The sequence below is a fragment of the Pseudomonas sp. NPDC089758 genome, from assembly GCF_044748705.1.
GTDB classification, from domain to species: Bacteria; Pseudomonadota; Gammaproteobacteria; order Pseudomonadales; family Pseudomonadaceae; genus Aquipseudomonas; species Aquipseudomonas putida_X.
Genome location: NZ_JBIVGN010000002.1, coordinates 117,029 through 132,112, shown reverse-complemented (window position 1 = coordinate 132,112; position 15,084 = coordinate 117,029). Strand labels below are relative to the sequence as shown.

Sequence of the window (15,084 nt, the reverse complement as noted above, 5' to 3'; positions counted from 1 at the left end):
TAGGAGTCGTCATGGACGCCCGCTTGAATGCTTTTCTGGAACGCGCAGAGTCCGTGCTGGCGCGCCTTGAGCCGCTGCTGCCGGCACCGCGTCCGGACATCGACTGGAACACCACGTTGGCTGCGCGCTGGCAGCGCGATGGCCGTACCGGCTACTTGATGCCGTTGCACGTCAGCCTGGACATCCGCCTGACCGACCTGATCGGCGTGGACAAGCAACGCGACCAACTGGGCCGCAATACCCATCAGTTCATCAACGGTCTGCCTGCCAACCACGCGCTGCTGTGGGGCTCGCGTGGTACCGGCAAGTCGTCGCTGGTACGCGCGCTGCTGGCCGAACACGCCGCTGCCGGCCTGCGCCTGATCGAGATCGAGCGTGACCACCTGGCTGATTTGCCGCGTGTGGTCGAGCAACTGCAGAAACTGCCGCAACGTTTCGTCCTGTTCTGCGACGACCTGTCGTTCGAAGCCGGGGAGGGCGACTACCGGGTGCTCAAGAGCGTGCTCGACGGCTCGCTGGAGCAGGCGCCGGACAACGTGCTGTTGTACGCCACTTCCAACCGTCGTCACCTGGTGCCGGAGAAAGAGAGCGACAACGAAAACTGGAAGCGCGTCGACGGCGAACTGCACCCCAGCGAGGCGGTGGAGGACAAGATCGCCTTGTCCGACCGTTTTGGCCTGTGGCTGTCGTTCTACCCGTTCACCCAGGAGCATTTCCTCGATGTGGTCGAGCACTGGGTAGGCCAGCTGGCGGCCTCTGCCGGCTTGGCCTGGCAGCGTGACGAAGCGCTCGACATACTCGCCGTGCGCTGGGCCACCGGCCGCGGCAACCGTAATGGCCGTTGTGCCTACCAGTTCGCCCGTTATTGGGTAGGGCTGCAATTGTTGGAGCAGAAATAAATGATCGACCTCAATGCCAGTGGCGCCGGCCTCGACGGCTACGACCTGCTGGCTGCGCAAGTGCAGGCACTGTTCGCTGACGAGCGTGACTTCATCGCCAATGCCGCGCAGTTTTCGGCGTTCTTGTACCACCAGGTGGATGACCTGAACTGGGCCGGGTTTTACCTCAACCGTAATGAAGAGCTGGTACTGGGCCCGTTCCAGGGGCAAGTGGCCTGTGTGCGCATTCCGTTCAGCCGCGGCGTGTGCGGTGCAGCAGCGGCCACCCGGCAGACCCAGCGGGTGGATGACGTGCACGCCTTCCCGGGGCATATTGCCTGCGACAGCGCCTCCAATAGCGAGTTGGTCATCCCGCTGGTGAAGGAGGGCAGGCTGATTGGTGTGCTCGACCTGGACAGCCCGAAGCTGGCGCGTTTCAGTGAGGCGGACCAGCGCGGGCTGGAGCGGTTGGCGGCAGTCTTTCTGGAGTTGACCGACTGCTGATTAGCGTTATCAGGGCTGCTGCGCAGCCCATCGCCGACATGCCGGCGATGGGCTCGTTTTTCACATCAATCGTAGATGACCCGCTTTTTCCAGGTTTCTTCCTGGTCGGTCTTGAGCCCCTGGGTCAGTGCGTTTTCGTCATTCTCCGCCGGTTCCATCTGGTCCAGCACCTGGGCATTGGCCCGGGCCAGCAGTTTCTCCAGATAGGTCAGTTGCTCTTCATACACCTTCGGTTCAGGCTGCTTGCGCAGGTACTGCACGCCGCGCTCGAACGCCAGGCGAGCCTGGCCCGGTTGTTCCTGTTGCAGCGCTTGCTGGCCCAGGTTGTTGAAGAACTCGATGTGCAGCAGTACCAGCAGGTGGCGAATTTCCTTTACCCAGTGCTTGCCCTCGGTGGTTTGCAGGACATTTTCCTGAGTAGCCTTGACGATCTGTGTGTGCAAAGCCTCGAGCAAGAAGCGCACATCCTTGGCCTTGGCCTCGGTATGGATCGGGCTGGGCGGGTTGTTCACCGGGATTCGCTCGCCTTGGGCAACCAGGCCGTCCAGTTCGGCAATGCGTGCCTTGAGTTCGGCATTGTTCTTGTCCAGCGCCAATTGCCGCTGAGTGAGATTGAGCTCCAGACGCGTGAGCAACAGTTTGAGCGCCGGGGTCATGAACTGGCCGGGGAAGGTCTCGGTGATTTCGCCACAGCGGCGTACGCGGTCGGCGAGTTCGATCTTCAGCCGCGCGCGCTCCAGTTTGCTGTTCTCGACCACGTTGTTGAGGTAGCCGATCACGATCAGCAACGCGATACCCGCAACGATGAGCAGTGTGATCAGAAGTGGTGTCACCGTTAACGCCTCATCAGGAAGTTTTACATTGAGAGTGTAGCGAACAGGCCAGCCAGGGCGCCACGTGACTCTGTGTCGGCTCGTCGCCGGATTTCTCCAGTGATGGCACTTTGCGTTCAGCCCGCCAGAAAATCAACGCCAATCCTCGGGCACCCTGCACAAGCAGCCTATATAGAGAGCGAAGTCATTGATTTAAATAAATTTATAGAAAAGGGTTGACGACCTTTCAAGGCATCCATAGAATGCGCGCCACTTGCAGCGTAAAGCTCACAGCGAAACGCGGCAGGGAGTGAAAGCAAGCAGCAATGCTTGTAGCGTGTCCCCTTCGTCTAGTGGCCTAGGACACCGCCCTTTCACGGCGGTAACAGGGGTTCGAGTCCCCTAGGGGACGCCAATGCGGGAATAGCTCAGTTGGTAGAGCACGACCTTGCCAAGGTCGGGGTCGCGAGTTCGAGTCTCGTTTCCCGCTCCAGTTTCTCCGGCACTGCTTAAAGGCGGGGCAGGAAAAGAAAACCCAGGCTGAATCGTGAGGTTCAAACCTGGTGCACTGAAAAGTGTTGTGTGTCCCCTTCGTCTAGTGGCCTAGGACACCGCCCTTTCACGGCGGTAACAGGGGTTCGAGTCCCCTAGGGGACGCCATTTGCGGGAATAGCTCAGTTGGTAGAGCACGACCTTGCCAAGGTCGGGGTCGCGAGTTCGAGTCTCGTTTCCCGCTCCAGTTTAAATACTGTGGCGTCTATGCGGTGCAGTGGTGGTGAAGGTCTTAGTGGCGCTTCACGCCGATAGCGGTAACAGCTTCAAAATGCGGGAATAGCTCAGTTGGTAGAGCACGACCTTGCCAAGGTCGGGGTCGCGAGTTCGAGTCTCGTTTCCCGCTCCAAATATTGGTTTACAGAGTTCCATTGAAATCTGTAAGTCCTTGAAAATAGACGCTTCGGCGTCTTTTTTCGTTTCAGCGCAGTCTCCCTGAATCCACCAGCAGCCACGAAATTTAAGTACATTTTCAAGTACAGCGATTCCGGGTAGTTGGCGTAGCGGATTGATGGCTGAGCTGGGCCTTGGGCCCACCAGGGCCATTGGCCGCCGGGGCGCGACGTTTATCAATGGGCAGTCAGGCGCTGTCGCCCCGGCTCAGTCCCGCGCAACTCGGCGATCCGGCCATGGCACCTTTGGACCAGCCTTCCAGTTCCCCCATCGCCCTGGGCCCGGAAAGGCGGCTACAGGGCCACCCTTCCACTCGTTTCAACCTTGCGCCTGCCCGCTACCGATAGCTGACGGTGAACTTCAGTGCGCCATCCGCCCGGCCAGGCGACACATCGGCATGGGTTTGCAGGTAGCGTGCACGGAAGTCGAGCTGGGTCACGCCGACCTGCAGGGGTTTGACTGGCACATCCACATTGAGCTCGAATGGGCGCCCGTCATCATGCAGCAACTGTATGCCGAGGCCGCTCGCGGTCGAGTCCGTCGTCAGGCTGAACAGGCCCTGGTCTGCATCGATCGGTAGCGAGCCGCGCACGCCCTCGAACCGCAGGTAGGCTTGGGCGGTGCTTGCGGCAGGGTCAATTTCGCAGTCGCTCAGGGTAATCTGGAACGGCTTTGCAGGCGTGGTGTAGCCTACGCCGGTGAAGTCCTGCACGGGATATTCGCCCAGTTGAACCGGGTCGGCGATGAATGGGTCGGGCAGGAGGGTGCATTGTTCCTGCCTCACCGTGCCACTGAGGCTGAAGCGCAAGGCCATGCCCACATCGCTGTAATGCCCGGTGAACAACTGTACGCTGAACGGGGTGGGTGTGGACGGGATCGTTCCTGTTTTAACCAGGGTGGTGTGGGTGCGCATCATATTCATGATGATGCCCGCCCCCCCGGTGTGACCGTCGGAGTACCCCTCGTAGGGCACTGATGTCCAGATCCTGGGCCGCCAAAAATTCGGCGCGGTGGAATTGGCGTAGGGGCGGTCCAGCCGTACGTGAATACCTACGCCGGGCACACCGATTTGCAGTACACGCCCTGTGAGGTCTTCGCCGTTCACCGGTGGCAGCGCCCCTGGGAATATCGGTACGCTCGGTCTCAATGATACCTCCAAGGTTGATGTTCCGTCGCTGTAGCAAGCCAACTCCAAATTTGCTGCGTTAGCCAGTTGGACGTTTCGATCGACCGCGCCAATGGGCGTGCCTATCGGGGCATCCCGGGGGATCCACAACGTGCCGACATCCAGCGAGTACTCCAACACGCCGGTACCACCGCTTCTGAAGTAGCAAGCGGCATGGGCGCTGCTGCTGTAGCAGAGCGCTAGCAAAAGTGTGCCGACTCCAGAAATGAGCCCGTATTTCATGCAAGTTTTCCCAAGTATCATCAAGAATTAACGTCAGGGCAGTGCAGCGTCTTCATTCGGTATCCCTGTTCGGCTGGCATCTGTGCAGGGTCTATCTGCAGCTCGCAATGCCGTTGTGGCTGCTCACCCCAGCGCACGTGCAAGGTCTGCGGGCTGGCATCGACCGCGACCAAGGCCTGGCCGGCCTGGCCTACTACCGCAATCTGTTGACCATCCTGGGTGCTGACCTGTGCACCGAAGGGCAGCGGCTGGCCTTCGGCTTGGAGCAGCGTGAGCACCAGGCGAGCAACCTTGCGTGCGGCGAAGTCGGCCCTGACGATGGCGCCACGCCTGGGCACCACCTGCAGGCTGCCGTTGTCGATGACGGTTTCGGGCCCCAGCATGTCGGTTTCGAGAATCACCTGATTGCGCCGATAAGGCCGCAGGTTCGGCACCAAGGCAAAGCCATTGGAATCGGTGTTCGCTCTGGGGGCATTGCGCACGCCAACCCCTGGGGTTTGCGCAACCCGTACCAACGCATTGGTGTCGCCAAGATAGGGGCCGAACGTCAGCCCGTCTTGATGCAGCAGCATGCTGCCTGTGGCATTGAGCGACAGCGATTGATAGCCGCTGCTTTGGGTGATGCCCGCACCGTAGCTGGCGACGTTGCCCTGATAATTGCCTGACAGGGCTGCCGAATGCCTGCTCTGTTCGTCACGGCTGCCTGAGACCGTATAGTTGACGCGGTTGTCGAGTGCGCTCCCGGAGAAGCTCGCGCGCTGGCTATGTCGGCCATCGCTCGTTTGCACATCGAAACTGGCGCTGGAGCGGCCCATGAAGTCCAGCGGCATGGAGAGGGTCAAGCCGAATAGCCGCGTGTTGCGGCTTCGTTCATTCAAGGCCTGCGAGACGAACAGGTTGTAGCTGACGCCGCGATGCAGGGTATTGAACTGAATTTCGTACTGGCGCCGCCGCAAGCCTGTATTCCAGTAATCATCCTGGGTCAACAAAAGGTTCAGCGAGCTGCTCTGCCCCAGGCGCTGGTAAGCGGAGGCTTCGAGGCGGCTGCGGCGGTTGCCGAGCCAGGCGGAATAGGCGTTGCGTTCGCGCACGGCTTCGTCGTAATCGCGATAGCCTTCGGTGGAATAACGGTAGCCGGCAAAACGCAGGTTTGTGCCGCTGGAGAACGCCTTGCCATACCGGGCGGCGTAGCTGTGGCCCTGGACCTGACCGAGCGTGCTCCCTAGGTCGCTGTTCGCCTGGGTGACATCAAATGCCGTTGCACCGAACTGCCCCCAGTCCCGTGCGACGCCCAGGGTGCCTGCGCGGTAGTAGTCGCCACCTTGTACGCCGCCGTAAACGGTAGTGCCCCAGGCGCCCCCCCTGGCCAGGGTGGCTTGCCAGAGCAGCGGGTTATCGAGTTTCTCCGCGCCGGCATACCGGCCAAGGGTGGCGCTGTAACGCCACACCCCTTGGCGCAGCAGGTTGTTCAGGGTGGAGTAGGGCACGCTGGAGCGCCGTACGCTGCCGTCGGCTTCGGTGAGGACCACCTCCAGCTCGCCACTGCTGGCACCCACGCCCAGGTCGTCGATAAGGTAAGGCCCAGGGGCAACGTAGGTGGTGTAGATCGGGTAACCGTTTTGCAGCACTTCGAGCCTGGCGCGGGTTTGCGCCACGCCGCTGATGACAGGTGCATACTGCTGCATGATATCCGGCAGCATGCCCGGGTCTGATGCTACCTGCATGCCCTTGAACGGCAGGCCGCGGAAAATGTCACCGTTGCTGAAGGTCTGGCCCAGGGTGAAGGTGCCATGGCTATCTGGCAAGTCGTGCTGGGCATAGGTGTTGGTGTGTGACCACTGCCGGCCGCCGTGTGCATCGTCGCGCATCGACTGGCTGCTGCGCAGGCGCCATCCGGCAACGTTGAGGCCGCTGTGCACCAGCAGGTCGTGGTTGGTTTCGTTGCGCCCGTTGCGCAGGTTGCGCACCTGGGTGGCCACCTGATAGTTGGCGAATGCGGCCGGGATCCCGGCGTCCCAGAGGTCGCTGGCAATCGCCCCCGTGACCTCGCGGCGCAATAGCAACTGCGGCAATGTCAGGGCCAGGCTCAAGCTGGCCGTGTCGAGCTGGGCCGAGGCATCGGGCACCCAGTGCGCCAGGTTCAGGCAAGGGTCGGCTTCGGGGAGTGGCGTGGGCAGTGCCTCTTCACGCAAACCTGCTTCGCGCAGCAGGGCGGCGGTCATGCAGGCTTGCAAGCCCTTGCCGTCTTCGCTATTGCGCAGTTCCAGGTCGCGTGGGCCGAGGTAGTCGAAGTTGACGCTGACGTCGATGCGGTAGCGCCCCGGGGCGAGGCGGGTCTGGCTGGCCAGGCCGTGCAGGGCAGCCGTGCCGGCGAGCTGGCCGTCGGTTTGGTGAATGAAGGCGGGGTCGAAGCCCAGCGGCTCAGCGGTTGACCATGCCACCCGCGCTGTGGGAAGCAACAGGGTGCCACAGGCAATGGCAAGTAACCGGCTGGCTGAAGGCGTAGCTGTTCGCCGCCGATAAAATATCGAGAGAAGCATTGGGTGGTCCTGGTGCGAGGCCAGGCTTCCCTGAAGCATGGAAGTGCCCGGCGTGGTCGTATCCGACTTGCGACCAGGCAGAAAGCCAAGCAAGCCGATATATGACGCAACAGGTTATGAGGCGGGGTCGACGGGGGATGTAAGGGGATTCTGCAAGGAAATGTTGATATCTGGACGAAACGGGTCCCGCATTGCTGCGGGACCCAATTAGATTAGTCAGGCTACCCATCGGCTCTCGGGTAGCGGTTGTGCGTAGTCTAAGGTATAGGCGCGTTATCTCCGGCGTAGCCCCCAACAAGGCGATTCATGTTCATCCATGTTGCACCGTCCCCGGCAGAAGTACTCGGAACAGGTTGCACAGGCGGGTGGGGTGGCGCCAACGATCCGTTACCTGGCAGCTCTCCTGAAGGTGGTTGGCGCGCGGGCGTCGGTTGTTCCGAGTTATTGCCCGCTGATGGAGATGCCAAAGTTGTTGTACGTACACCACTCGTATCAGGGCGGTCGAGGCTTGCCCTAGGGAGTTGATAGCGTTTTGTAGGTCGCAGCGGGACACCATCTGCCGTCGTCAATGGAGCCACGGTCTGTATCGCGCGCGCCGGGGCACCGAAAAACCCTTTGATATTTGCCCATAATCCGGCCAGGCTCGATGACACCTTCTTGGCTATCTGTTGAACGCCGCCCATCAACGCCGACATCGACATCATCGACCCAATGCCCGCGACGGCAGAACCGCCCCACATCAACCCCTCTCTTACGCCGTCTTCGACGTCCGCTAGCAGTGACACCCCCATCATTATCACCCCGGCCGTCTGCACGGCGATGCCGACAATGGTGGTGGCCGAAAAGGCGGCAGCAATCGCCGTGCCGGCAGCCAGCGCTCCGGCAACGGGGACCACTACCGATGCCACCAATGCCAGCGCCGCGATGCCGAAAAAGATCCACCCCATCGCGGCTGACCCCGGTTGCTCCGGTGCCTCGTAAGGGTCCTCGTAACCTGGCATGGGGCCACGCCCGAGCGCGGATTGGCCGCGATGGCCGGTGGGGTCGCGCCAGGATATGGGGTTGCCCAACGCGTACAGGTAAGGGTTGATGCCCGCTTCCTCCGGTGCCAGAGCGTCCGGGCTATGGAAGCGCATCAGCCCTGGGTTGTAGGCACGGTAGCCCCGCCCTAGCAGGTACCAGCCAAAGCCTGGCTCGCGCACTTCGCCGTTGAACGCCAGCAGGCTTTGCAATTCCTCGTCTTCGGCGCGCTCACCGTAAACGCTTTGATTTGCAGCGTGCAGTTGGCCGTCGGCGTATTCGCCCAGCACGCTGCCGCTGTTGTCGCTCAGCAACAGGCGTCCCGAGCCGCTTTGCGCGTGTTGCAGGCCAAGTGAGGTTTCGCCGTTGCACAGGTACTGCACCAGCACGTCGTCCTGCACGGTGCCGCTGAGCCGGTAGCCTTGGAAGCGCCGTATCACTTCGCTGGCGCTGCCATGGCGCACCCCCACCAAGTGGTCGTGGCCGTCGTAACGGTAGCTGGCCAGCGACTGCTTACCGTCGGCGCTGCGCACTTCGCACAAGCGGCTGCGGTCATCGTAACTGAGCAGGTTGCCCCATTCGTCGTTGTTCAGGTTGCCATCAGCGTCATAGCTGAAGGCCTGGGTTTGCGGATAGTCAGGTTGCAGCGTGTGACTCACCGACTTCAGCTGGAAGGGGTTGAGCTCATCGAGGGCGAACGTGGCATTGTCGGTGTTACCGTCAGCGAAACGTGTCTGGCAGCGGGTGAGGTTGTCCAGCTGGTCAAAACCAAACACCTGCTTCTTGATCCGCCGACGTACGCTATTGGCAGGCAAATCGCTGCCGTCGTATTCGACCATGGTCAACCGGCTGAGCGCGTCGTAGCTGAATGTCTCTTGCAGCAGCAGGGCATCGCCACGCTTGCGGATGCGCTGGTGCAAACTGTCATCGTCGCGCCACACCAACTCGAGGGTATCGACCGTGCCGTCGTCCAGTGTCAGTGTGCGCGTCTTTTCCCGGCCATGCTCGTCGTAGAGCACGTCGCAGGTGACGCTACGCTGGTTGCCTTCATGGGTGGTGACGGTCTTTTGCAGGCGGCCGTCTTCATCGTAGCTGAACGTGGCCTTGAGCTGGCCTTGATGGGTTTCCCTCAGCCGGCCTTTGTCATCGTAGCGGCTGCGGGTCGGCAACTCGCCGCCGCCACTGCGCAGCAGCGGCAGGCCTTGCAACGAAGTGGTGTACTCGAGCGCGTAGTTTTCGCCCTCGTTCTGCCCGGCCCAGCTCTCCTTGAGCAAAAAACCCTGGTCGGTGTAGCTGTATGCCCGTTCGCCGGTAGGTGCGTTGGCCTTGGTAATGGCGGCGTCCTTGCGATCGTAGGCGAAATTGTAGGACGGCTGGGCCTCCTCACCGGTGCTGATGCCGGTAGGTTGAAGCGTCAGCTCCGGGCGATAGGCGAAGGTGGCGGTCTTGCCGCTGGCGCGCTCGTGCTTGTGCACCAGCACCTGGTCGGGGCGATAGTGGTATTTCTCGACACGGGTGCCCACGGTGAACTGCGTCATGCGCTCCAGCCCATCGAAAACACGCTTGCAGATTGCCTGCGGCGGCGCGTCGCGTCTTTCCAGCAGATGCAACGCTTCGGTCAGCTCTGCCTGGCTGTGGCTGGCGAAGGTGCGCGTCAGCACCGAGCGGTTGGGCCGCTCGGTCGCGAAAATGCGATCCCACGCGTCGTATTCATGACGCTGGGTAAGCGCAAGCTGCTTATCATCGTCCAGGGGGTCGCGCAGGGTCTGGGTCTGCTCCACGCTTCGCGCCAGGCCGTCATACAGGTAGGTCTGTTTGCCCACCGTTTTGCCGTCCTTGTCCAGGCGGCTGTCGCTGATCGGCTTGCCGTGCACGTTCAGCTCGCTGACTTGCACCCCACGGCGCTCGCCCGGGGCGCTCTGGCGCTCTTGCCAGGTGGTGATGATGTCACCCGTGGCGCCAAACGGCGAGCGCTCCTGGCAAAATGCAACACCGTCCGGGCCTATGGTCTTGCTGCGGTCATTCCAGGCGTCATACTCGAAATGCGTGGTCAGCGCGAGTGGCAACTCACCAAGCTCGTCGTCTTCGAGCAGGTCGAAGCGGCTTTCCTTCAGTAGGTTGCCTACGCCGTCATAGTCGCATGCGTACACCTTGTGCCAGGCACGGGTGTTACGGGTTGGATGCTCGACTTCCAGTTCTTCCCACAAGGTGCGGTTAGCACCATCGAACCAGGTTCGCGTGACCACCCCCTGTGCATCGGTGACAGATTTACAGGCCTGCCCGGCGACGCCCGGCGAGGTATAGCTGTACTGGCGCGTGGTCCCATCGGCTGGGAGGGTCTCGCTCAGTAAACGGTCGAGTGCATCGTAGCGGAAAAGGACTTCTACCTTGTGTTGGTTTTTCTGGCGCATGACCGAGCCGGTATGGCGGGATACATCCACTTCGGTCACTTGCTCGAGGCGGTCATGCCCCTGGAAGGTGCGTTTGGTGCGCAGCAGGTTTGCGGCGCCTTGGTCATCGTTGACCAGGCTATGGAAATAGCGGGTGGTCGAGGTTTTTTGCGTTTCGCCGCAGTAGAGTGTGTCCTCCTGGTAGTCGAGGCGCCCGTGAAGCAAGGGGTTGTCGGGGTGGTGAAGGTATTTACGCTCGCTGTGCTGCAGGCGTATTGGCTCATCCCCCTGTTGCACGCGTTCTTCGCGGTTGGACAGCAGCCAATACTCGGCCGACTGGCTGCCGCCAAGGGTGTCGAACTTCCTGTAGTAGTAGCGGTTAGACAAGGTTTGCGCCTGGCCCTCGGCGTCGGTGGCCGGGTACCGGGTCTCTTCCTTGGTTGTGCGCACGAAACCGTACGGGTCGGGCGGGCAATCGTCGCCATCGCCTTGGGCCGGGTAGTAACTGTGGCGGGTGTATATCGTTCCGGCCAGGGTTGGCGCTTCCAGCAGTTTGCCCTGGGCATCGTAGCGGGGCACGGCCACTTCGGACTTGAGGGTCAGGTTGCCATGCTCGTCGTAGCGGGTGATCAGCACTTCTTCGCGCAGCTGGTTGCCGCGTTTCCAGCGACGGGTCGTGCTGTAAGGGAGCTGGAAGTTGTTCGGTTGCCGGGCGAAGTTCAGCCCCGGGACCTCATGGTAGGCGGTCTCGATCTCCTGGATGTGTTCATCCTGGTTGGTGACCTGCTTGCTCAGCAGGTGGAAGCGGTTGAATGTACGGGTGATGGTGCGCAGCGGCTGCTCCTCGCCCTCAGCGTCGAGCACCCACTGTGTGGCGGTGGAGCCGTAGGTGAAATACTGGTCGGTGGAGTCGTAGAGATGATCCTCGCCATCGTCCTTCCACTGGATCCCGCTGCCATAGCCCAGGAAGTTGTTGCTGGTGTAGTCGTAGGTGGTGATCATCGGTGGCTGGTCGGCCCCGGGGTCGATCTGGTGGCGGGTCACCCGAGGCAGGGGGTCGGGCAGCTGGCCACCGCCGGGGAAGGTATGGCCGTCGTCATCGTAGGCGATGGTCTCCACGGCGCCGCTGGGGGTGGTTACCTCGCTCAGGAGGAACAGGCCACGCTTATCACGGTAGTCGAAGCGCCAGCTGGCCTTGTCGTCGGTGGGCAGCACCACGGCGTCGATACGGCGCCTGGCCGGCGAGCCCTGGCTGCTGAGCTTGAGTTCGTAGCGCGCCAGGGGCGCGCCCCCCGGGCCGGCCCCCGGATGCAGGTCGATCAGTACCCTGGCGCTCTCGTAGGTCAGCTTGAGCAGAGGCGGCCCGGCCTGCTTGATATGGTTGAGGCAGGGGGCATTTTCGGCGTAGGGGTTTTGCGTGTGCTCAAGGGTGATGGCATGGCCGGAGGCGGCTTCGACCCGCACCGGCAGGGCCACGCGGTTGCTTTGCGGGCCGTGGAGCTCGAGGAATTCGACCAGGCCGGTTTTATGCACCACGCGAAAGTGCTCGGCATCATCGACATGGAAATGGAAGCTTTCCAGCTTGCGTTCGGGAATGGCGTAGTCGTCGCTGTCGCCGACGACCTTGTAGCGCTCGCCGCTGTGCAAGGTGAGCATGTTGCTCGCCGGCACGTATTCGGTAAGGTTCAACGTCCAGCCGACACCGAAGCCCGAATCCTGGTTGTTGAGTGGGTTGTAGGCCAGGCGCAGCGGCAATGACGGGCCGCTGAGGTCGTTACCGACCAGTTCGGGCAGTTCGATGGCCAGGGTGTACTGGCCGGTGCGCGGGTCCACGCTGTTTTGCACGAAGCTCATGAAGTTGAAGGCGTTGGAGCTGGCGATGGATGAGTTGCTCATGACGGAAAACCTGTAGTGAGGATGGGTGGAAATCACTGCACGATGGCGCAGCGCACACGGGAAGGTCCTCGTTCGCCGTCATCATGCCAGCGACCGATCATGACCCTGCCGCCAGGCTGGCAAGTAAACACGCTTTGGTTCTCTGGTTGTGTGGCGCTCCACGGCAAAGGCGTTACGGTAAGTGCATGGCCATTTACCTTGGGTGTCGCACAGCGATAGCTTGTGTTGCCACCTGCGCGGCCTTCATGATCGCGACCGGTCATGACCGTATTAGGTGGGCAAGAAAAGTAGTGCCCGCCCGATTCGCTGAATGAGGCCGATTCAATTTCGTCGCTTAACGTGACCGCGTTGCCATCCCGTCGAAGAGGGGCGCACCAATAAAAAGTCTTATCGCCGTGATCCCGTTCATTGCGTATCCTTACAATAATTACCTCGTCTTTCTCGCAACTGAACGTCGAGTCGTATTCGGTAGCTACTTCATATTGGCTAATGCTGCCATGTGTTGTGGGCGTTAGCTCCGGTGTATCGATGTTTCCTGATGTAGTAACTTCAATGCATTTGACCGAGTCTCTTGTGTTGGCGCCTTGTTCCATTCTTTTGTTGATCAGTTGTAAGCCGGGCGTAATAATTTGTCCCGGCGCAACCGCGTAAAGGTCAATAATTTCCCAGGGTGTTGACGGGTTTGTAGAAGTTGTTGGATTTATTGTAGTGCGTACTGTAATTGCGTGTTCGCCCTTACCGGGGGTGCACCAAGGGTCATCGGTGATGTAAATCCTCGCGGCTGAGGGGAGATCCGTCAGTACGATGCTTCTGACTTTCCAGTCCTTGCATTTCGTGACTGAACCATGGGCGGTCAGGTTGAATTGTTGAGTGACCCCTGTACCGGGGCCTGGCACACTGAGAGCACATTTGTCTCCTTCTTTGTCCAGCAGCGTAATAGTACCGCCGACCTGTGCATTTGCGGCGTGATTGAATGAGATGAGCAGTAAGGCTAGCAAACTGCACAGTAGGGTATGTTTAGCCATGGTGGCTACCTCGCGTCGGGTCGATTAATAGGCCGGTGTTTGTAGCCGTGCTTGACGTGCTCCAGCCGTTGTTACTCTTAAAGAAACTAATCCAATCGGGGCGGTGAGGCACCTGGCAAAAATGATAGGTCCTTCAAGGGCGCACAGGCTGGTCCAAGCGCCACGGGTAGCCTAAAAAAATGTAGTTATTGCCAAGATGACTATGGGGTGCCGTTAATCTCGCTAGTTGGCGAGTGGGCCTGCGGAAATTGAAAGCCTCGGCGCTGACAATGGATGAACTGCTCATGACGGGGAGACCTATAGCGCGAATGGATAAAAATCATTGCACGAGTGCGCAGCGCACACGGGTATCGCCATTTTCGTCGCCATCATGCCAGCGACCAATCATGACCTCGCCAGGCGCGCATTGGAAGTTACTCCCATCCTCGCTTTGCTCTTCGCTCCACGGCCCAGGCGTAACGGTAAGTCTATGGCCGCTTTCTGTCTTGGGTGTCTTGCACCGATAGACTGTGTCGCCATTTTCGTCCTTGACGTGATCTCGGCCGGTCATGACCTGATTAGGTGGGCAAGAAAAGAAGTGTCCGCCCTCCTCATTGAAGGGACGGGATTGGCTTTGCTCACTTAATACGACATGGCTGTCGCCTTGCTTTAGGCGTGCGCACGTATAAGTGGTAAGGCCGTTCTCGTCGTGGTCGTGTTCTCTACCAGTAATCACCATGTTTGGCGGGCAATCGAACACAGAATCACTTTCGCCTTTTGACAATTCTTCAAAATCGTAAACGCTCGTGGGTTTCAGCTTTGGTGTATCGATATCTGCGGAGGTTTTAACTTGAACGCACTTGACCGAATCCCGTGGGTCAGCCCCAGGATTCAATCTCACCGTCTCCAGTTGTACGCCGCGGGTAATCATCTGTTTAGGCAGAAACGTATAGAGGTTGGCGATTTCCCAGGGGGTCCGCGGGTCTGTAGAAGTTGAGGCCACTGAGGTGCGTAATGTAATTTCGTGTTTGCCCTCTTCAGGGGTACACCAAGGGTCATCAGTCATGTAGATAGTCGCGGACGAGGGAAGATCCGTCAACACGAGGCTTCTGACCTTCCAGTCCTTACATTGCAGGGACGAGCCATAGGCGGTCAGGTTGAATTGCTGGGTCACCCCTGTACCGGGGCCGGGAATATCAAAAATGCATTTTTCTTTATCCGGATCCAGCAGCGTGATAGTCCCGCCGCCTTGCGCAACTGCGGCGTGGTTCACTGAAAGCAGCAGTAGAGTCAATAAACTGCACAGTAGCTTATGTTTAGCCATGGTGGCTGCCTCACGTCAGATCGATTAATAGGCCGATGGTTGAAGCGGTGCTTAACAGGCCCCGGCTTTCGTTAGTGTTAAAGAAGCTAACCTAATGGCGCCGGTGAGGCACCTGGCAAAACTGCCAGGTCCGGCGGGGCGCATAGAGGGGTCCAAATTGTCTGGTAGCGTTTCAGGCTACGTAGCCCCGGTGAATACCGAGGACCTGATAATTTTGCTAGTAGGCGGATGGCGGGGGCTCAGTTATAAAGAAGTTCGGGGGGGGGGGGGGGGGGGGGGGGGGGGGGGGGGGGGGGGGGGGGGGGGCGGGGGGGGGGGGGGGGGGGGGGGGGGGGGGGGGGGGGGGGGGGGGGGGGGGGGGGT

8 protein-coding genes and 5 tRNA genes are annotated in these 15,084 nt (G+C 60.4%); 7 read left to right on the top strand and 6 right to left on the bottom strand.

Annotated features, from left to right (window positions below; translation table 11 throughout):
* The first annotated feature begins 11 nt into the window (after positions 1-11).
* Together ACIPZH_RS03305 and ACIPZH_RS03300 are read left to right on the top strand one after the other, a co-directional pair.
* The gene (locus ACIPZH_RS03305) at positions 12-899 is read left to right on the top strand and encodes an ATP-binding protein (RefSeq protein ID WP_400635114.1); all 888 of its coding nucleotides are present in this window, start codon (positions 12-14) and stop codon (positions 897-899) included.
* Entirely contained in the window at positions 900-1,382 is a 483-nt protein-coding gene (locus ACIPZH_RS03300) for a GAF domain-containing protein (protein ID WP_400635112.1), read from the top strand.
* 65 nt (positions 1,383-1,447) lie between these two features.
* On the opposite strand, the gene ACIPZH_RS03295 is transcribed toward ACIPZH_RS03300, so the two are convergent.
* Positions 1,448-2,215 carry a hypothetical protein gene (locus ACIPZH_RS03295; RefSeq protein WP_241802996.1) on the bottom strand — a complete coding sequence of 256 codons (768 nt, stop codon included), beginning with the start codon at positions 2,213-2,215 and terminating at the stop codon, positions 1,448-1,450.
* A 318-nt stretch (positions 2,216-2,533) separates the two neighbouring features.
* On the opposite strand from ACIPZH_RS03295, the gene ACIPZH_RS03290 reads away from it, so the two are divergent.
* The 5 genes from ACIPZH_RS03290 (at position 2,534) to ACIPZH_RS03270 (ending at position 3,095) form a co-directional block, all read left to right on the top strand.
* A tRNA-Glu gene (locus tag ACIPZH_RS03290) sits at positions 2,534-2,609 on the top strand.
* 2 nt (positions 2,610-2,611) lie between these two features.
* Positions 2,612-2,687 (top strand) — tRNA-Gly (locus tag ACIPZH_RS03285).
* 91 nt (positions 2,688-2,778) lie between these two features.
* Positions 2,779-2,854, top strand: a tRNA-Glu gene (locus ACIPZH_RS03280).
* A 3-nt stretch (positions 2,855-2,857) separates the two neighbouring features.
* A tRNA-Gly gene (locus tag ACIPZH_RS03275) sits at positions 2,858-2,933 on the top strand.
* A gap of 86 nt (positions 2,934-3,019) precedes the next feature.
* Positions 3,020-3,095, top strand: a tRNA-Gly gene (locus ACIPZH_RS03270).
* 381 nt (positions 3,096-3,476) lie between these two features.
* On the opposite strand, the gene ACIPZH_RS03265 is transcribed toward ACIPZH_RS03270, so the two are convergent.
* From ACIPZH_RS03265 to ACIPZH_RS03245, 5 genes are all read right to left on the bottom strand, one after another.
* A complete protein-coding gene (locus tag ACIPZH_RS03265; protein WP_400635110.1) occupies positions 3,477-4,061 on the bottom strand; it encodes a fimbrial protein in 585 nt (194 codons plus the stop codon).
* Positions 4,062-4,567: 506 nt separating this feature from the next.
* The gene (locus ACIPZH_RS03260) at positions 4,568-7,087 is read right to left on the bottom strand and encodes a fimbria/pilus outer membrane usher protein (protein ID WP_400635108.1); all 2,520 of its coding nucleotides are present in this window, start codon (positions 7,085-7,087) and stop codon (positions 4,568-4,570) included.
* A 257-nt stretch (positions 7,088-7,344) separates the two neighbouring features.
* Entirely contained in the window at positions 7,345-12,393 is a 5,049-nt protein-coding gene (locus ACIPZH_RS03255) for an RHS repeat-associated core domain-containing protein (protein ID WP_400635106.1), read from the bottom strand.
* A 32-nt stretch (positions 12,394-12,425) separates the two neighbouring features.
* A complete protein-coding gene (locus tag ACIPZH_RS03250; RefSeq protein ID WP_400635104.1) occupies positions 12,426-13,418 on the bottom strand; it encodes a hypothetical protein in 993 nt (330 codons plus the stop codon).
* A gap of 319 nt (positions 13,419-13,737) precedes the next feature.
* Positions 13,738-14,721: a hypothetical protein gene (locus ACIPZH_RS03245; RefSeq protein ID WP_400635103.1), complete on the bottom strand. Its 984-nt coding sequence runs from the start codon at positions 14,719-14,721 to the stop codon at positions 13,738-13,740.
* Positions 14,722-15,084: the final 363 nt, after the last annotated feature.